The 18,458-nt window shown below is 64.5% G+C and carries 15 protein-coding genes and 1 pseudogene; 8 read left to right on the top strand and 8 right to left on the bottom strand.

Annotated elements, in window-relative coordinates; genetic code table 11:
- Window positions 1-170: 170 nt before the first annotated feature.
- The 4 genes from GKO32_RS34125 to GKO32_RS34140 are packed head-to-tail and all read right to left on the bottom strand — an operon-like array spanning window position 171 to window position 4,027.
- The gene (locus GKO32_RS34125; protein ID WP_154761053.1) at window positions 171-1,019 is read right to left on the bottom strand and encodes a fumarylacetoacetate hydrolase family protein; all 849 of its coding nucleotides are present in this window, start codon (window positions 1,017-1,019) and stop codon (window positions 171-173) included.
- The gene (locus tag GKO32_RS34130; protein ID WP_154761054.1) at window positions 1,016-2,464 is read right to left on the bottom strand and encodes a M81 family metallopeptidase; all 1,449 of its coding nucleotides are present in this window, start codon (window positions 2,462-2,464) and stop codon (window positions 1,016-1,018) included. Before GKO32_RS34130 ends, GKO32_RS34125 begins: the two co-directional genes overlap by 4 nt.
- Window positions 2,465-2,468: 4 nt before the next feature.
- Entirely contained in the window at window positions 2,469-2,834 is a 366-nt protein-coding gene (locus tag GKO32_RS34135) for a RidA family protein (RefSeq protein ID WP_154761055.1), read from the bottom strand.
- On the bottom strand, window positions 2,831-4,027 hold the full coding sequence (locus GKO32_RS34140) for an aspartate aminotransferase family protein (RefSeq protein ID WP_312869033.1): 1,197 nt from the start codon (window positions 4,025-4,027) through the stop codon (window positions 2,831-2,833). The genes GKO32_RS34135 and GKO32_RS34140 overlap by 4 nt, the downstream gene beginning before the upstream one ends.
- Window positions 4,028-4,351: 324 nt before the next feature.
- Here GKO32_RS34140 and GKO32_RS34145 point away from each other — a divergent pair, with 324 nt between their 5' ends.
- Together GKO32_RS34145 and GKO32_RS34150 are read left to right on the top strand one after the other, a co-directional pair.
- A complete protein-coding gene (locus tag GKO32_RS34145; protein WP_312869035.1) occupies window positions 4,352-5,170 on the top strand; it encodes an IclR family transcriptional regulator in 819 nt (272 codons plus the stop codon).
- A 155-nt stretch (window positions 5,171-5,325) separates the two neighbouring features.
- Window positions 5,326-5,577, top strand: coding sequence for a transposase (locus GKO32_RS34150; protein ID WP_154761058.1), 252 nt, complete (start codon window positions 5,326-5,328; stop codon window positions 5,575-5,577).
- 277 nt (window positions 5,578-5,854) lie between these two features.
- Here GKO32_RS34150 and GKO32_RS40710 read toward each other — a convergent pair.
- The 4 genes and pseudogenes from GKO32_RS40710 to GKO32_RS34165 all read right to left on the bottom strand — a co-directional run.
- A pseudogene (locus tag GKO32_RS40710) lies at window positions 5,855-5,985 on the bottom strand (transposase); the annotation flags it as partial.
- A 1,180-nt stretch (window positions 5,986-7,165) separates the two neighbouring features.
- Entirely contained in the window at window positions 7,166-7,960 is a 795-nt protein-coding gene (locus tag GKO32_RS34155; RefSeq protein ID WP_246245163.1) for an SDR family NAD(P)-dependent oxidoreductase, read from the bottom strand.
- 1 nt (window position 7,961) lies between these two features.
- Window positions 7,962-8,999, bottom strand: coding sequence for an NAD-dependent epimerase/dehydratase family protein (locus GKO32_RS34160; RefSeq protein ID WP_166459816.1), 1,038 nt, complete (start codon window positions 8,997-8,999; stop codon window positions 7,962-7,964).
- Between the two features lie 2 nt (window positions 9,000-9,001).
- The gene (locus GKO32_RS34165) at window positions 9,002-10,144 is read right to left on the bottom strand and encodes a pyridoxal-phosphate dependent enzyme (RefSeq protein WP_154761061.1); all 1,143 of its coding nucleotides are present in this window, start codon (window positions 10,142-10,144) and stop codon (window positions 9,002-9,004) included.
- Between the two features lie 497 nt (window positions 10,145-10,641).
- On the opposite strand from GKO32_RS34165, the gene GKO32_RS34170 reads away from it, so the two are divergent.
- From GKO32_RS34170 to GKO32_RS34195, 6 genes are all read left to right on the top strand, one after another.
- Window positions 10,642-12,177 (top strand): ABC transporter substrate-binding protein, encoded by a 1,536-nt coding sequence (locus GKO32_RS34170; RefSeq protein WP_166459817.1) that lies wholly within the window; start codon window positions 10,642-10,644, stop codon window positions 12,175-12,177.
- Window positions 12,178-12,255: 78 nt separating this feature from the next.
- Entirely contained in the window at window positions 12,256-14,358 is a 2,103-nt protein-coding gene (locus GKO32_RS34175) for a dipeptide ABC transporter ATP-binding protein (protein ID WP_208024638.1), read from the top strand.
- Entirely contained in the window at window positions 14,351-15,295 is a 945-nt protein-coding gene (locus GKO32_RS34180; RefSeq protein WP_154761064.1) for an ABC transporter permease, read from the top strand. Before GKO32_RS34175 ends, GKO32_RS34180 begins: the two co-directional genes overlap by 8 nt.
- 57 nt (window positions 15,296-15,352) lie before the next feature.
- Window positions 15,353-16,312 (top strand): ABC transporter permease, encoded by a 960-nt coding sequence (locus GKO32_RS34185; protein ID WP_154761065.1) that lies wholly within the window; start codon window positions 15,353-15,355, stop codon window positions 16,310-16,312.
- Between the two features lie 17 nt (window positions 16,313-16,329).
- Window positions 16,330-17,307, top strand: coding sequence for a Gfo/Idh/MocA family protein (locus tag GKO32_RS34190; RefSeq protein WP_166459818.1), 978 nt, complete (start codon window positions 16,330-16,332; stop codon window positions 17,305-17,307).
- 4 nt (window positions 17,308-17,311) lie between these two features.
- A complete protein-coding gene (locus GKO32_RS34195; protein ID WP_166459819.1) occupies window positions 17,312-18,385 on the top strand; it encodes a zinc-dependent alcohol dehydrogenase in 1,074 nt (357 codons plus the stop codon).
- Window positions 18,386-18,458 lie beyond the last annotated feature (73 nt).

Genomic DNA, 18,458 nt, shown 5'->3' on the forward strand with positions numbered 1-18,458 from the left:
GCCGTCCCCGGCCGATCCGGGGCATCACCACATGGTCGTCGACGAGCACGTACAGTGCCGTCAGGAGGGTGTTCAGATCGTTCGTCACAAAATGATCATGGACACCCTCCACCCATGCCCAGACCCCCGGCCACTTCACATGATCTTCACGGAATCAGTCATCTAGTCCATCAAGCCTGTTCGCAGACCGTTCGCTGACGGCCGAGGCCGACGACTTCGACCTCCACGACGTCACCCTTGCGTAGATAGGGGAAGTGTCCGGAGAGGGCAACCCCTTGCGGCGTACCGGTGTTCACCAGGTCACCGGGCTCAAGGACCAGGAACTGCGAGAGATGCCAGATGATCTCGTCTACGGTGAAGATCATGTCCGTGGTCTTTGAGTCCTGCCGCGGATCTTCGTTGACCCACGATCGCAACTGGAGCACCTGCGGGTCCGGCGCATCCTGCGCCGGCACGAACCACGGCCCGACCGGATTGAACGTCTCGCAGGACTTCCCCTTGTCCCACTGCCCGCCCGGCCGTCCAATTTGGAACGCCCGCTCGGACACATCGTTGGACGTGACATATCCCGCGACGCAAGCACGTGCGTCACGCAGGCTCTCGAGGTAACGGGCCTGCTTCCCGATCACGACGCCGAGCTCGACCTCCCAGTCGGTTTTCGTCGAGCTGCGCGGGATCAGAATATTGTCGTATGGACCAACGACCGTGTTCGGCGACTTGTGAAAGAGAATCGGTTCGGACGGCGGCTCGTCACCCGACTCCGCCGCGTGCGCGGCGTAGTTCTGCCCGATGCACAGCACAGCCCCTGGTCGCGCGATCGGCGCTCCGATCCGGCTGCCGGTGATGTCGATCTCCGGCAGCTCTCCGGAGTCCACGGCGATGCGTGCCTGTCTCGGGCCGTCCTGGGCAAGGAAACGCCCGTCGATGTCCGGAGTGAGCGGAGTCAGGTCGTAATACCGGCCGTCGTCCAGCACCACCGGCCGCTCCAGTCCGACCGGCCCGACTCGCAGAAGCTTCATCGCCATTGTCCTGCCTCGAAAGGAAACAAGGGTTTGCGGCGGTGCGCATAGGTGAACCGCTCGAGCCCCATGGCGGTGACACCGTCCGTGTCGACGACGACAACCCGCTTGGCGATCGGCGTGTACGCGGCTCGCGGCGAGTTGACCCCCTTCGCGACCACGACCTGGAATGTTGTGGGGTCCACGCCGACGCTGAGCAACTGCTGCAGGCTCGAGCTGATGACCGCTTTCGTGCCGAGCACCAGGGTGTGGCCCGCGTCGGTCTCGAGCACCGCGGCCGGGCCCATATCGAAGAAGCGGAAGCCACCATGCGTAGGTTTGGGCTCCTCGAAGCGGCCGTCGGAAAGCGTTTTCACAAGGCCGGTGACCGGGACTTTGTCCGTACTCACTTCGAGTTCGACCCTCGCGCCCACACCCGCTTCGATGCAATGCCGCACGGCAGCGGGGTCACACAACGTCTGCACCAGCGAACGCGTCCCACGAGCGATGGCCGCCCGCAGGATCTCCGTTGAATCCCCCGGTGCACCACCGCCGATGTTGTCACCGACATCGAGCAGCACCACCGGCCCCGACTCCCGCTCGGCGATGTCCAGAGCTTCGTCGACAGTGATTCCGCGCGCCTGGAGATCATTTCGGCGCCGCCAGATCTCGTCGGCGAGTTCATCCGCGACTCTTCGCGCCCGCTGGACATCACCATCCGAAATCGCGATGCACGACATCCCCATATGGGACACATCAGCGTAGGGGAAACCCTCCACCAGGCTGACCGACAGCATCCCCCCGGCGAGCTCTCGTGCCTTGTCGAGGAGTTCCGAGATCGGGGGCTCGCTCGTATCCTGCCTCGTGATGTTGACGACGAGGGGAAGTTGAGTGAGCGCCTGTTCCGGCCTGACACGTCCTTCGGCCGTGGCCAGAATCAGCCTCGTACACGCCTCCGCTTTGTCCCGTGCGTCGATATGTGGGTTCGTCTGGTAGACCAGAGTGACTGTCAGCGCGTCAATCAGTCTCTCGGAGACATTCGCATGCATATCAAGGACAGCGCCGACCGGCACGTCGCGCCCGACGACCTCCCGGGCGCGCGCGGCGATCTCCCCGTCCGCGTCCGGAATGTGCTCAGCTACAGCGGCGCCATGAATGTTGAGCAGTACCCCGTCCCAGGGGCCGTTTTTCCTGAGCAGATCGAGCATTTCGCCGACGAGTGACTCGAACGCGTCCTCGGTGATCGCGCCGACCGGCGTGACGAATGCTTGTATCAGCGGCACGAGCTCGATGCCGAGCCGGCCACATTCAGCGATGTAACCCCCCACGGTGCTCGACGATTCGGCATACTCCGCGATGATCTGTTCACCGCGGCACACTCCTCCGTCCTCGAAGCGGCGTTTGTCTGCCTTGAACGGCGAGAAAGTGTTGGCCTCGTGGAATAACCCGAGTGTCGCAAATCGCATGTGCTCACTCTCCCGCGTAGGCGACCACGTCGATCTCGAATTTGACCGCACCGCCGAGGCAACCCGTCAACGTCGTGCGCGCCGGCAGCGGATCGCCGAAGTATTCACGGTAGCGCCGGTTGAACTCCGGCACATCGGCCGGATTGTCCACATAGGCGCCTACTTTGACCACATCGGACAGTTGTAGTCCGGTCTGGCTCAGTACCTTGCGAACGTTCTCGATCGAGCGGCGCATCTCCTCCTCGAAGGTACCCGGCACGATCGCCCCGTCCTCGACCGATGCCTGGCCCGAGACGAACACGAAGTCTCCGGCGCGAAAATACGCCGAGAAGTTCGCGGTGTTGCCGTCCTGACGTACCTGACTTGTCATCGCGCCACCCAATCGGTCAATGCTTTGTCGAACCGGGTCAGCGCCACTTCGAGCTCGCGTTCCCCGTGGCTGGCCGACACGTACCAGACGCCGCGCCCGGCGACCCAGATCCCGTGTTCGACGAGAACACGGGAGAGCTGCTCGTAACGGGCGAGGTCAAGTTGTTGCAGCGAACGGTAATCCGTGACGTCGGCGTCGCCGAAGGCCACATGGAAGGCTTGTGGCAGACCGACAATCCGCAAGGGAACGTTGTGCGCGGCACTGATTTCACGCAGCCCAGCCATGAGTGCGTTCCCGTGCTGGGTGATCCGGTCGTACGGCGGGTCTTCGAGAAGACTGGTCAGCGTCGCCGTTACGGCGGCCGTCGCCATCACCGAACTGTTGAACGTGCCGGCATGATTGACCTCACCGGTGCCGAATCGGCTCATCAGCTCGGCGTTGCCGGCAAGTGCCGCGACCGGGAACCCACCGGCGATCGCTTTGCCGTAGGTCACAAGATCCGGGGTGACACCGTAGCGGGCGGCACCGCCACCGAGACCTAGCCGGAAACCTGAGATGACCTCATCGAAGATGAGCACGCTGCTGTGTTGCCTTGTCAGCTCGCGGATAGCGTCGAGATATCCGGGCAGCGGCTCGATAACCCCGGCGTTGATCATGATCGGTTCCATGATGACGGCCGCGATTTCGTGCCGCTCCAAGGCTTCGGCCACAGCCGTGGCGTCGTTCCACGGCAGGATGACGGAGTCGTCGAGGTGCGAGGTGAGCTGACCCGCACTCGCCGCGCCCCATTTTCCGTCACGCTGGCTGATGAGAACGTTGTCGAGCCAGCCGTGATAATGCCCCTCGAAACGGATGATCTTGGTGCGCCCGGTGGCGGCGCGAGCGAGTCGCAGCGCGGCCTGGACGGCCTCGGTGCCGGTCATGCTGAAGCGAATCATGTCAGGCCAGCCGACCGCGTCACAGACCAGTTCGGCGGCTCGAACCTCGAGTTCGTGCTGGCCGCCGAAGATGATGCCGTCGCGGCAAGCGGCGAACACCGCATCCACAATCGGCTGAGGTGCGTGCCCGAGGAAGTTGGGCCCCTGGCCGAGCAGGTAGTCGACGTAGTCGTGCCCGTCGACGCTGTAGAGCCACGCGCCACGCGCGCACCTGATGAAATCCCTTGAGCCGCTGAGCCGAACGTTGGAATGCACGCCCCCTGGCGTTCGTTTCAGCGCACGTTCCCTGAGCTCGGCGGACTGAGTGAGAAGCCGCGGCCCTGCGTCATCCATCGAAGGTCCCTTCAGTGAGGGGGTTCCCAAAGAGTTTCATCTAGTGAAACGACAAATCTGCCAGATAGGTTCAAGCTACGGTGGCGGGGGTTGACACGTCAAGGGGCCATAACTCGCCGCAATATTGCGCTGACGACTGACACACGTAGGAAAACCGTCACGGCTGCGTTCTGGCCCCCTGACATGCCGGTCAGGCCGGCGGTAGCATCTGAAACGCAAACGTTAACTCTCGAAACGAGGTCGATTGTGAGTCGTCGCAGGAAGCAAGATCCCGAAGATCTGACTCCGGAAGAAGAATCCGACGAAGAGCGCGATTATTCGGTCCGCGCGGTCGAACGTGTTTGCCTGATCTTGAACCTGCTACAGGAATCTGTGGACGGGATCACTCTGAACGAAGTGGCCCAGACCACAGGGCTACCGAAGTCTTCCGCGTTCCGTTACCTGTGGACCCTGGAAAACCACCGGTACGTCGAGCGCGACGAAGAGGGTGGATTGTTCCGCCTGGGGTTGGGTTTCGTCGGCATGCAGTCGCGCCACTTGGAAATCCTGCGCGAGCGTGCGCGGCCGTCGCTGGAGCGGTTACGCGACGAGTTCAGCGAAACCGCGAACCTGGGGCTCCTGGACGGCGACCACATCATCTACCTCGACATCGTGGAAAGCCGCCGCGGCGTGCGGTTGGCCGCCAGCCGCGGTGACCGGGATCCGATCCACTGCACGGCGCTGGGCAAGGCGATCGCGGCGCAGCTGCCCGAGGAGCGGGTACGAGACCTGCTGGCCCAGACCGGCTTGTCGTCGCGGACGGGAAACACGATCACGGACATCGAGTCGTACTTCGACGAGCTCACGAAGGTCCGCAAGCAAGGCTACGCCCTGGACGACCGCGAAAACGAAGACGACGGCCGGTGCGTGGCCGCGCCACTGCTGGGCACCCACCTGCCGGTGGCGATCAGCATCAGCGGACCATCGTCACGATTCTCGGTCGCCGAGGCGAAGCGAGCAGCGAAGACGTTGATCGAAGTGGCATCGGGACTGGCAACGAACCCGGTCAACGCGAGGGCTCGCTGAACCGAGGGAAGCACGCTCGTCGGGGCTTTCAGCGATCTTGTGGGTGGGGAGGTGATCCGACAGGCTGGGGCATCGCGCCTCGGTGGAAAGGATCGTGATGGGGAGACGGTGGAACCGACGGGTTCTCAGCCCCTGGATGGCGTCGATATTCAGGGTTGATCGACAAGTCCGGGCGGATGGGATTTCGCCGGCGGCCGGATGGGTTGTTTGTCGCGGATTACGAAACCGTTCTTGAATCGGCGTTGACTGCGGAATTGGATGAGCGTCTCGGATATGAGAAGGGTGATCCGGCGGGCCGTGCCGTTGGGAATCAGCGGAATGATCGGTCACAGAAGACGGTGCACACCGACGTGGGATCGGCGCGGATCGAGGTATCGCGCGACCGGAACGGGGCATCCGAGCCGTAGATCGTGCCGAAACACGCGCCGCCGGATCGAGGGTTTCGACGAGTCTGTCATCGCACTGTGCGCCAAGGGCCTCGCGACTGGAGGGATTCAGAAACATTTGTCGGAGATCTATGGGGTGGACGTTTCCGTGGCTTGAAAATCACCAAGCAAGTCGTTGACGATATGAATGAATGGCAATCCCGCCGTTGGAGAGCGTATCTATCCCATTGCACTGAGTGATGCGGTACACATGGAAATCCGGTGCGGGCAGGTTCCAACCAACCAGTCTACTCGGATGTTGCGCGTCTGCCGGCGGCCACGCGCTGGTGATCGCCTCCGGCAGGCGTTCCAGCCCATCGCACAGCAGACGATCACCACATCCTCGACGCCGGGATTGCACAGCTGGGCAAGCACCTCGGCCCAGTGTTTTCACACCCTCGCCACCGGTACCGGCCACCGGCCCATACGTCCCGCTCACCAGCGAGATTCACTCCAAGCAATGCGTGTTTCACCTCGTCCGCAATTCCATCAAATCTCCTCCCGGAAGCACTGAGGGCAGATCGCGAATCGAATTACCCGACCATGATCGCGTTATGCCAGAACAGCTGGGAACAATTCACTCCATTCCTCAAGTTTCCAGTGTCGATCCGGAAAGCTCGTGTATACAACGAGCAGGCCGAACATCACTGGCTTCAACGACCGGATAACCGGATGATCGAAACCCCGTAATGGGCAAGGCGACCACCGCTCCGCCTCCAAAATCTGACACTCTCTTACCCGGAAAGGCTCAGTGAGGCGGGCCCATCCTGGTTCTGCATGGTGGCCGCGAGCGGCGGTGCTGCTCGGGTGTGTCGGCACCTGTCGATCAGCTGTCTGAGGGCTCGGGGCCAGTGTCGGGGCGTGGGCGATCGCGCATGAGGCGCTCCTCCTGCTCGCTGGACTGGCGGGACACGCGGTGTTGGACGCGGGTGTGCTCGATGTCGGGCTCCGTTGAGCTGGACCAGACAAGGACCGGCGGGGCCGTGGCAGATCAGGGTCCGACTTTCCGGGGCGCTGCCGGGGGTCGCACGATGGGCTCAGTCAGCGCCGCGACCCACCCGAGTTCGGGTACTGCTGCCAATCCTGCGACCACTTCGTCGTCCCGCAGCACCCAGTGAGGTCGCGAAGTGACGGCAGCCGTCAGACGGCGGTCACCCCGCCGTTGACGAATGTGACCGACCCCGTTACGTGAGAGGCATGCAGGGAAGCTGGCCACGTCACCACGTCAGCGACCTCCGGTGGCAGTCCCGGGCAGTTCGTCGGCAGCCATTTGGCGTACTACTGGTTCGCACTGTCCGTTCGGCCGGCCGATACAGCGGCCTCGCCGGTGAGCCCGCGTCGTTGATGAGCACGTCGACGCCGCCCAGGAGCGCACAACAGCCTGCACGCCGACATCCACCTACCCGGTGGCGCTGGAAAACTCTCTGTGGATCCGAGTAATGTCGTCGGTCCACTGCACCGCGGACGTCTAACCTGTCCGCGAGCAGACGATCACTGATCGCGCCACGTATTCCGGTCGCACCACCAGTTGTCGACACGACGCCGGGCATTCGAGGTCCATGTCCACCGGTCACCACAGGGTCCAGCCGCCGTCGATTACCATTTCGGCCCCCGTCATGAAACCGGACTCCCCCGAGAGCAGGAAGTTGACGGCACCTGCGATCTCGTCCGGCCGGCCCATCCGCCCCATGGGCGTCGCTTTGGCCAGCAACTCGTCCCGGCGGGCGAATTCCGGATCGTCGTCCAACCTGATCATCCCCGGAGAAACCGTGTTCACGCGGACATTCATCGGTGCCGCAGCCACGGCGAGCTCGCGGGAAAGGAGCCGGAGCGCACCTTTCGAAGCGGTGTACGCCGGAGCGCGAACCGGTCCGCCGGCTGTCTTGGACGGGTAGACGTCTTCGTAGTAGGCGTTGTCGAGCGCAACGATGCCGTACACCGACGCGATGTTCACTATGCTTCCGCCTCCCGAGGCGGCCATCCTGCGGATAGCCTCGAAAGACAGGAAGGCCGCAGCTTCGACATTCAGTGCGAACTCGTCGCGCCATCGCCGGACGTCCTGGTCAAACAGGCCCGACGCGTTCGACCCCCCAGCATTGTTGACCAAGCCGTACAGAGGGTGTTCGAGGCCGTTGACGGCCTCGAACATCTCCTTCCTGCAATCCTCTTTGGTCACGTCCATCGGCATCACTGTCGTCTCGGCCCCAGCCGATTCGAGCAGGGAAGCGGTTTCCCGCAGCGGCTCCTTGCGCCGTCCCACGAGCACGCAGGAGTACCCCGCCCGACCGAGGCGGAGAGCGATCGCTTGACCGATTCCCGTTCCCGCACCGGTGATGACGACCAGCTTCCGGGCCGCCGACTCCATCTCACGCACCGCCCGTTCCGACGCGGGCGGGAATCACGTCCGTGCCGTCAGCGGTGGCCACCATCGAAGCGAAGTCGTACTTCGGCTCGAATCCCAACGCCCGACGTGCCGCGTCGATGGACATCTCCAGGCGCCAGGTCATCGGCATCCGCACCACGGCCCGCGGCACGTCGAACCGCTCGGCGATGATCTCCGATCCGGCGGTGAAGCATGTCGGCTGGGCGGAAGCGATGTTGAATGCGCCGCCGAGTGCCCCCGGTTCGGTCAGAGCGCGGTACACGCCCTCGACAGCGTCCCGCACGTCCAGCATGTGGAGCGACCAGGGCTCACCATCCGGTCCGGTGAGCCCGACGGCCATCTGGTCGTCGGCGTCGGCGCCGACCACGTCGTCGACGATCCGAACGAGGTCGGGCTGTCCCTGGAAGAGTTGCCAGATGTTGGAGTCACGGCCCAGTCGGGCGCGACCGAACAGCTCACGGACCGACCGCAGGCGGAATTGCCGGACCGCTTCTTCCGGGCTGACAACGGTCGCGAACCTCACCATCGCGAAAGGGATGTCGAACTGGACGGCGTGGTTGCGCAGGATGATCTCTCCCAGCAGCTTGCCGGTTCCGTAGTAGTCGGCCGGCTCCTGCGGCGCATCCTCCCTGAGCGGAACGGCAGGCGGATCCCCTGGCCGGTAGGTCCCGTCCGTGCTGGCCAGGACGAACCGCTCGCAGCCACCGTTGCGCACGACTCCTTCGAGCAGGCGCAGAGTTCCGAACGCGTTGACATCATAGAACCGGTCGACCGGCGTGTCGCCCCGGACCAGCTGAGCCGCGAGGTGCACCACATGGGAGACACCGCGACAAGCACGGTCGACGGAGGCTTGGTCGAGAAGATCGGCCTCGATGACCTCCACGTCCGACAACGCCGCGAGCTTGGCGGCCTGAGGGTCTCCCGGCAGCACCATCGCCCTGACGCCGGCACCGGTGGCGGCAAGACGCTTGACCACATTGGCTCCGACGCGCCCGGCGGCGCCCGTGACCAGTACCTTCATGGTTAGGACCAGTTCCCTTCGTGTGCAGCCGCAAGTGCGGCCCCTGTTTCGTTCGCGAGCGCCACGCCTGCCCATTCGTCGATCCGTTCGGACACCTCATCGAGGCCGGACACCCGGATCCGGTCCGCCTCATCGGCGAATCGCTTCAAGTCCTTCCACCCCGCGCCGGTGAGCACGAGGACGACCCGCGCATCCCGGTCGATGCGCCCGTTCTCGAGGTCGGCGATCAACGCCGCGAGCGGCACGGCAGCCGCAGGCTCCACAAACACCCCCTCGGTCTCCACGAGCAAGCGCTGCGCTGCGAGCACCGCGGTGTCCTCCGCACACGTCCCCCACCCTCCGCTGCGCAGCACCGACTCCGCCGCGAGCAGGCCGTCGGGCGGGTGGGGCAGTTGCAGTCCCGAGATCTCGCTCGCGCACCGAGCGACCTCCGGCGCCACGATCTCCTGCTCGAGGAATCGGGCGATCGGAGCGCAGCCGGCAGGCTGGCAGGCAATGGTTCTGACACGCATCTCCCGGTGAGCGAAGCCTCGCGTCATCGCGGCGACCAGACCACCGCCACCGACCGGCACGTACACGTGAGACGCCTCGGGGAGCTGCTCGGCGAGCTCGTACGCGATCGTGTCGCACCCGCGCATCCCCTGCGGGTTGAACGCGTGGGCAGTGACACCGAGGTAGAGGTGGTGTATTTCGCCGGCCCGTCGAACCTCCTCGAAGAGCCTTTTGCCCGTCGCACCGTCACCCTGATGACCAATGCCTGACACGGCGAGTACGTGGACCGGGTACGGCACCAACGGGAGCTTCTTCTCGATCGGTGCCGACGCGACGAGACACAAGAAACCTGGGAGCCCGGCGCGCGCACCGTAGGCCGCCATCGCGACCCCGGCGTTGCCCGACGACGTCGCTATCCACCCTCGAAGCCCCTGCGACCGGGCCAGTGACACCGACATCGCCGCCACCCGGTCCTTGTAGGACCCGGTGGGGTTGACCGTCTCCAGCTTGCCGTGCAGTTCGGACATCCCGAGCCGGCTCGCCAGAGCGCTCAGTGGCAGAAGGGGTGTGTTCCCTTCACCGAGGTGGACGAAGTCCTGGACGGCCGGCAGATCGGCGGCGAACCGGGCGAGACCGCGCTGGGTGTGAGTCACGCACTACCTCCGATTTCAGCGCCCGAGATGCGCTTCGGTCACCGGCGACTGGTTACACGGTCAAACTTCGTAGAATGAACTTGCTGTTTCACTCTATCCGGTCCGGTGACGAAGTCCAACAGTCGTAAATTGAGTCCACCCCTGGACGTCATGCATGGGCATCGGACTGCAACCGCGAAGGCGCAGTTCACTCGATTCAGGGTCAGGGTTCATGAAGATGTCGAAACGATATAGCCGAGCGGTCCCGTTGCTCAGGTAGTTGACACTACCGCCGAGGGGATGTCTCATTAGCTGAAACCGCCGTATCGAATTGGGCGTAACCCAGGCGCGATACGACCTGGAACCAGCGAGGGCGACGAAGGCCAGCGCAACCGGCATGTGCACCGCGACAAACGCGGCGAACCGCCTCCGCATCGCCCCGACCCCCCGCCTCGCGAGGAGTGAATATGCCACACCACGGCCAACTGGATCGTCGCTTGTTCTTACGCGCAGTAGGCATGACCGGCGTGGCCCTCGGCGCCGGCAGCACCCTGCTGACCGCGTGCAGCAACACGCCCCAAGCGGAGCTCGCGGACGACTCCGGCGCCGTGCCCGCCGCCGACTCAGGAACCCGGACACTGCAGGTCTCCGTTGCGAGCGACCTGCCTTCGTACGACCCGTACGCGCTCGGGGGCAACAGCTACCCGCTCATTCGCAACATGTACGAGTCGTTGATCGAGTACGACCACAACGGCAAACCCGTCCCGGTTCTCGCCAGCAGCTACACCGTCGCCCCCGACCAGGCATCGGTCAAAGTCTCTCTGCGACAGGGCGTCACCTTCCACAACGGGCAGCCGCTGACGGCGCAAGCGATCGTCGACAACTACGCCACAGTCGCCGACCCAAAGGTCGGCGGTCTGCTCACGAAGATCGCGAGCGACGCGGCCAAGGTCGAGGCGGTCGACGACCACACCGTCCTGTTCACACTCAAGGGACCGCGCGCGACACAGCTGATCACCGACATCCTGCAGTCCGTTCCGATTGGCTATCCTGGCAACCGCGCGAACGTCGCGACCACCGGCATCGGTACCGGGCCATTCAAGCAGGGCCCCCGTATCCCGGGTCAGAACTGGTCGCTCGTGCGCAACGACAACTACTGGGGCACGCCGGTGAAGGTGGCCGGCATCAACTTCCGAATCGTGTCGGAACCCACCGCCGCGATAACGGCCCTGCAGTCCCACCAGCTCGACCTGACCTCCGGGACGCCGTACTCCGGGATCCCGCAGCTGCGGGGAACATTCCGGCGGATCAACAACCCGATTGCCGCCGGCACTCTCGTCATGTACCTCAACGCCAAGCGGCCGCCATTCGACCGACAAGACGTCCGCCAGGCGTTCCACCGTGCGATCGATCGGGACACCGTCGTCCGGAACGCGTTGTTCGGTGAAGCCAAGACGAAGGTGCTGCCCTGGCCGGAGACATCGCCTGCCTACGATCCGGACGCCGCCCACGACTGGGGCTACGATCCCGACCGGGCGCGCGCAGGTTTCGCGGCCGCAGGCGTCACGGCGTTGCCCGACCCGATCCTCACTCCGAGCAACCTGCCGCAGCTGAAGTCGACGGCCGAAATAGTCCAGGCGAGCCTCGCCAGCATCGGAGTCCAGGTCAACGTGCAGTCGGTGACCATCGCCGACTTCCTGCAACAGCTGACCAACGGCACCAACGGGATCTACGTTTCGACGACCGGCAACGAGAACAAATACCCGACCATGTTGATGAAGGTGCCGTTTTTCGCGACGTCAGCGAACCCCTACTTCCCGGGCGGAACACCGCCGGCGGAGTACGTGTCCGCCGTCGAAGCGGCCAACGCCGCGGTCACAGACGCCGAGCAGCAGGCCGCGTTCAAAAACCTGAACAAAACGCTGCTGCAGCTGTCATCCTTCATCACCGTCGCCTCGCACCCTGGGCTCTATTACTACGCGCCGAACGTCCACGGCCCGGACACGAACATCGACGCGGAGCCCTACTACGGAAACGTGTTCTTCAGTGCGTAGAACGTCCGCAACCCGGGTCAGACCGCCTCTATCGTCGCATTGCCGGAGTCCAACGGCTGGTCAGGAAATGGAGACAGTGTGGAACCCACACCGACACTTCGACTGAGAAACCTCACGGTAAGTTTCGCCGGGCAAGACACACCTGTCACCGCGGTCGACGACCTGAACCTGGACGTGGGCGCCGGCGAGGTGCTGGCCGTCGTCGGAGAATCCGGATCGGGCAAGACCACCACCTTCCTGTCCGCCCTCGGCCTGCAGCGGGGAGCGCGAGTCACGGGACAGGCGCTGCTGAACGGCCACAACCTCCTGGCGGCATCCGAGGCGGAGCTGAGCAAGCTACGGGGGCGCGACGTCAGCGTGATCTTCCAGGACGCTCTGGCCTCGCTCAACCCGGTCATGGCGATCGGCGCGCAGGTGGCAGAAGCCGTCACTGTGCACCATCACGACCTGTCCCGTGCGCAGGTGCGAGCGAAGTCCCTTGAACTCTTGAGGCTGGTGGGCATACCGGCCCCGGAAGAACGTGCCACCCAGTACCCCCACCAACTCTCCGGTGGTATGCGTCAGCGGGTCATGATCGCGATCGCCATCGCCAACGAGCCGCGGTTGATCGTCGCCGACGAGCCGACCACTGCCCTGGACGTCACCATCCAGGCTCAGGTCATCGATGTCCTGCGCAGGATCCACGAGAACACGGACTCGTCGATCGTGTTCATCACGCATGACCTCGGCGTCGTCGCCGGGATCGCCGATCGCGTCGCGGTGCTGTACGGCGGCAAGCTGGCAGAAATCGGGGCGACCGAGGACGTCTTCTACAACGCGAGCCATCCATACACCGCGGGCCTGCTCGCCTGTCTTCCCCGGGTCGACACCGGCGGACGGGGCACCAGGCTGCACCAGATCGATGGCAACCCACCCCGCGATATCACGAGCGTGTCCGGCTGTGTCTTCCACCCGCGATGTCCGATGGCGCAGCTGCCGGGTCCTTGCTCCACGGTGCGCCCCCCCATGATCAACGCTGTCGGCGAGAAAAATGCGGTCGGCACACCGCACATGAGCGCGTGCCACTTCGCCGACGAGGTTCCGCAACACCGTGAGGTCAGCGCACCCGAGAGGCCGGCGAACGTCGCCGAGACCCAGCCACGGCACGACGAAGTACTGATCGAGGCCGTCGGCGTGTCCAAGCACTTTCCACTCCACAAAGGATCTTTGCGTCGGAGCAAGAAAGTCACGATACGCGCCGTCGACAACGTTTCGCTGCAGGTGGCCCGCGGTGAGACGCTCGGTCTGGTCGGCGAATCGGGTTCCGGGAAGACCACAGTCGCCCACATGCTCGTCAATCTCGCCAACCCGACTTCAGGCGACGTCAACGTCGCGGGCAAGAACCTGTCCACGTTCAGCCGCAAGGAGCTACGTGGCCTGGCAACCCGAGTCCAGTTCGTCTTCCAGGACCCGTTCTCCTCACTCAACCCCCAGATGACGGTCGAACAGATCCTGGCCGAACCCCTCAAGCTCAACGGTCGCTGGAATCGAACAGCAGGGCCGGAAAAAGTCGCCACCACGCTGAATCTCGTCGGACTGGACCAACAGGCGGCAGCTCGACACGCCAGCGCCTTCTCCGGCGGGCAACGTCAGCGCATCGGCATCGCACGCGCCCTGATGCTCGAGCCCCAAGTGTTGGTACTCGACGAGCCAGTCTCCGCTCTCGACGTCTCCGTGCGGGCCGGGATCATGAACCTGCTCGCCGACTTGCAGGAGAACCTCGGTGTCGGCTACCTGTTCGTCGCCCACGACCTCGCGGTCGTCCGGCACATCAGCGACCGCGTCGCGGTGATGTACCACGGCAAGATCGTCGAGGAGGGCGGGGTGGAGCGCCTCTACACGGCTCCCGCACACCCTTACACCATCGCTCTGCTGTCGTCCGTGCCGATACCCGATCCGGACATCGAGCGAAAACGCGAGCGCATCATCCTCAGCGGCGACCAGCCCTCACCGGCAGATCCTCCGTCGGGGTGTCGCTTCCGGACCAGGTGCTGGAAGGCGCAGGACATGTGCGCGGAGGTCGAACCCGCACCCGTAGCCGTGGTCGGTGGTGGATCTGTGTCCTGCCACTTCCCGGAATCGCCGGTGGCGGAAGGCGAAGTCTCGTCGAGGACTGCCAGGATGGAGCAGCTTCATGGATAGCGTGGACGAACGGGCGACGCCGGTGGCCACCAATGCGGGTCTCGCCGTGCCGGGAAGCATGACGATCACCAAAACCTCCCCGCGGAAGCCCACGGGCGCCGGGGGGAGTCGCCTGCGGCGATTCGCGCGATCACTCGGACCCACCGGCTATATCGCGGTGGCCTTCCTCCTCCTACTGGTGGGGATCGCCGTATTCGCTCCGTTGGTGGCGCCGTACGACCCGGGTTACCAGGATGTCCGAGCTGCACTGTCGGGACCGTCGTCAGCACACTGGTTCGGCACCGACCAACTCGGTCGCGACATCTTCTCGCGAATCGTGTACGGAAGCCGTCCCACACTCCAGATCGGGCTCGCATCCTCCGCCCTCGCGGCCGTTTTCGGTGTCGCGATCGGCATTCTCGGCGGGTTTTACTCGAGTTGGCTGGATTCCGCGATCATGCGTCTGATGGATCTGCTGTTGGGAATCCCCGCGATCCTCCTGGCCATGACCATCATCGCGATTGCGGGCCGCAGCGCTGTCGCCCTCATCTCAGCCATCGCCATCGTGGGCGTGCCGGTCTACGCGCGCCTCGCCCGAGCCGGCACCATGCAGGTGAGGTCGCTCGACTATGTCAAGGCCGCCCGTGTGTCGGGCGCCGGCGACCGGTATCTGATGGGCCGGGTGATCCTGCCGAACATTCTCGGCTCGCTGCTGGTGCAGGTCAACGTCTTCACCTCCGTTGCAATCCTGATCGAGGCGTCACTCAGCTTCCTCGGGCTCGGCCTCCCGCCGCCGAGCCCGACCTGGGGTGGGCTACTCCTGGACAGCAAGACCTACCTGACCCAGGTGCCGACGTACGGCCTGTTCACGGGTCTGACCCTGACCGCCACGATCCTCGCCATCGACACCGTGGCAAGGGCGAACCGGCGGTACCGCCGAGTCGCCCAGACCACATGACCGGGTTATCGACCCGGTCGTCCTTCCACGGCGGCCTTCGAGTCCAAGGAGCTCCACATGGAGCGAGTACTCGGCCGACGCATCGGCCAACTCGTCATCGTCCTCTTCCTTGCGTCGATAGCAGTCTGGGCAATGGTCTACATGTTGCCTGGCGACGCGGCACAAGCGATTGCGGGGCCCACCGCGACCCCTGCCCAACTGGATGCGGCGCGTGAGCGGCTCGGACTGGACGAGCCGGTCGTCTACCAGTACGCGACCTGGCTTTCACATGCCCTGCAGGGCGATTTCGGGACCTCGGTGCAGAACAACTTCGCGGTTTCATCCATCATCAGCGAGCGACTGCCGGCAACGCTGCAGTTGACGGTGATCGCCATGCTCGTAGCGACACTGATTTCGATCCCGATCGGAATCTTTGCCGGCACCCGGCCGAACTCGCGGCTGACCTCGCTCATCCACGGCTACTGCAGCATCACCCTCGCCGTTCCGAGCTTCTGGGCCGCGATTCTCTTCGTGCTGGCTTTCTCCCGCGGCACCGGTCTGGGCTGGTTCCCTGCGATATCCCAGTACGAAAATGTGGTCACCTCGCCGTTCGCCGCACTGAACAATCTCGCCGGTCCGGTGACCGTGCTGGCCCTGCTCCTGTCCGGCATCCTGACGCGCTTCATCACGGACTCGGTCAGTTCCGTGGCGAACACGGAGTACGTGCGAACCGCGCGCGCGAAAGGCGTCCGCGGAGTCCGTTTGATGCTCCGCCACATCCTCCGCAACGCCGCGCTCCCCGTGGTCACGATCTTCGGCCTGCAGCTCGCGTCGGTGCTGGGCGGTGTCGTCGTGATCGAGTCTGTGTTCAACTACCCGGGCCTCGGTCTGTTGTCCTTGCAGGCCGTGGAGCAACGGGACTACCCCATGATCCAGGCCATGATGCTCCTGGCCGTGGCATTCTTCGTGATCATCAACCTGCTCGTCGATCTGCTCTACGCGGCCATCGATCCACGAGTCAAGGCGCCGGCCGCATGAACCCGACGAGGAAACAGATGTTTCGGCTGGGAATTGTAGGAACCGACAACACCCACGCGTACCAGTACGCCGGGTTCATCAACGGCTGGCGTGAAGACGTCCCGATCCCGGTCCGGCTTCCGTCAGGTGAACCGGTTCCGGCGATGTACGAGTGGGCGCAGGTATTGCGGGAGTTCACCAACGACGGCTCCCTCCCGGGGTTCCAACGTTCGTCCCAGGCTCGTGTGACGCGCCTGTGGAGCGGCCAACCGGAGGATGCCGACCTGCTGCGCAACGCCTGTGGCATAGACGTGATCTGCGACTCCCCAGAGGAGGTCGCCAGAGACGTGGATGCGGTCCTGGTGCTCAGCGAGGACCCTGCGGAGCACCTGCGCCACGCGGAAACGGCCCTGCGAGCAGGCTTGCCCACGTACGTTGACAAACCGATGGCGCCGGACCGCGACACCGCCGAGAAGATCTTCGCGATGGCACGCGAGTACGGAGCTCCCTGCTTCACGGGGTCCTCCTTGCGCTACAGCGAGGAGCTGCGCAGCTTCCGCCAGTACGCCCTTGCCCGGGTGGGCACCTTCCGCGGCATGTACGTCCAAGTGCCGATCGACAACCGGTTGTACGGACTGCACGCCATCGAAATGATCGACATGTTCCTCGGCTCGGACGTGGTCCGAGTATCGGGCGTGCGAAGCCGTTGTCGGCAAACCGTCTGCCTCGAGTACACGGACGGCCGGACGGCGACTTACGAGACACTCGGCTACCTGGCGCGGCCCTGCCAGAACCTGGTCATCAACGGGACACACCACGACGTGACAACCCAGATCCACGGTATCGGCCTCATCCCGGCCGATTTCGTCCATGCCGTGCTGCGGATGCTCACCACTCGCGAGGACCTGCCGTCCGAGAGAGCTGCACTGCGGTTCATCGACATTCGGGCCGCCGCAGAAGAGGCCCTGCGGACAGGAACGCCGCAGACGATCGACCGAGCCGAGACAAGGAGTTAGCAACGTGCGCCCAGTTGTGACCGCATCAAGGACGATCACCTGGCAGCCTTTCGAGCTGTCCGGGAGGCCGGCACCCGGGATGGTGCGTCTGACCTCGGTGAGGTCGCTCATCAGCCCTGGCACCGAACTCGCCCTCTACGAGGGCAGGGAGATGGTTGACGGTCTGAACGCAGGGTTCTCGCCCGCCGCCACGTCGCTGGTCATGGATCCACTCGACGACGACATCTCCACCAAGGCCGAACTGTTCCCGGTCGCTCTTGGTTACAACCTCGTCGGCCGTGTCACGGCCGTCGGCGACGGGGTCGATCCCGGCCGGATCGGCACGCTCGCGTTTGCCGTCGCCCGCCACCAAGCCGAGGTCGAAGTCGCGGACTGGGAAGCTGTTACGTTGCCCGAATCGGTTGATCCCGCGATCGCGGCCCTGTACTACCTGCCGACGCTCGGTCTCAGCGCGCTGCGGCGGGTCGGTTACCGCTCCGGCGAGCGAGTCGCGGTCATCGGTCTGGGGCTGGTGGGGCTGTGCGCCGCACTCGTGGCGCAGAGCCTCGGCGCGGAACCGGTCTGTTTCGACACCTCCGAGGCGCGGCGCGACTTCACCGCGCAGCTGATCGACAAGGACCTGATACACGACCCGCGAACGGCGCGGCCACTGCAGTTCATCGGCGGTGGAGCCGGGGCCGACGTCGTGGTCGAGGCTGCCGGCACGAGGGAGTCGCTGGCTTTCGCCGCCGCTCTCGCTGGGGTGCGAGCACGTCTGGTGGTACTGGGCTTGCATTCGGAAGACCTGGGCGCACTTTTCGCGCGCAACTTCTACCGAAAGATGCTGAACGTCGTCTTCTGCGGAAACGACGACTACGCACCTTCGAAGGCCGGCACTCTGACGTCGCTCGACAACGTTCTCGAGATCGCGCGTCTCGAACGGAGTGGGCGCCTCCCGCTGAACGCGATCATCACGGCGGAAGCCGGTGCGCATCGGATCGAGGAAGCCTTCGCGATGATCGCGAACGAACGCCCGACGGGAGCGGTCGTGTTGGACTGGGAATCACCCGATCAGCCACTGACCGCCCGCATGGAGTAATAGTCCGACGTGTTCGAGGTCGTGCTCAGCGCACGGACCTGCCTCGGCAGCCATGTCGCCGAGCACGATCCCG

The sequence above is a fragment of the Amycolatopsis pithecellobii genome, from assembly GCF_009707865.1.
In the GTDB taxonomy this organism is placed as follows: Bacteria; Actinomycetota; Actinomycetes; order Mycobacteriales; family Pseudonocardiaceae; genus Amycolatopsis_E; species Amycolatopsis_E pithecellobii.

Coding starts and splice junctions, on each gene's coding strand:
- GKO32_RS34125 (WP_154761053.1), bottom strand. CDS start 1,019: ATGAAGCTTCTGCGAGTCGGGCCGGTCGGACTGGAGCGGCCGGTGGTG.
- GKO32_RS34130 (WP_154761054.1), bottom strand. CDS start 2,464: ATGCGATTTGCGACACTCGGGTTATTCCACGAGGCCAACACTTTCTCG.
- GKO32_RS34135 (WP_154761055.1), bottom strand. CDS start 2,834: ATGACAAGTCAGGTACGTCAGGACGGCAACACCGCGAACTTCTCGGCG.
- GKO32_RS34155 (WP_246245163.1), bottom strand. CDS start 7,960: ATGGAGTCGGCGGCCCGGAAGCTGGTCGTCATCACCGGTGCGGGAACG.
- GKO32_RS34160 (WP_166459816.1), bottom strand. CDS start 8,999: ATGAAGGTACTGGTCACGGGCGCCGCCGGGCGCGTCGGAGCCAATGTG.
- GKO32_RS34170 (WP_166459817.1), top strand. CDS start 10,642: ATGACCGGCGTGGCCCTCGGCGCCGGCAGCACCCTGCTGACCGCGTGC.
- GKO32_RS34180 (WP_154761064.1), top strand. CDS start 14,351: ATGGATAGCGTGGACGAACGGGCGACGCCGGTGGCCACCAATGCGGGT.
- GKO32_RS34185 (WP_154761065.1), top strand. CDS start 15,353: ATGGAGCGAGTACTCGGCCGACGCATCGGCCAACTCGTCATCGTCCTC.
- GKO32_RS34190 (WP_166459818.1), top strand. CDS start 16,330: ATGTTTCGGCTGGGAATTGTAGGAACCGACAACACCCACGCGTACCAG.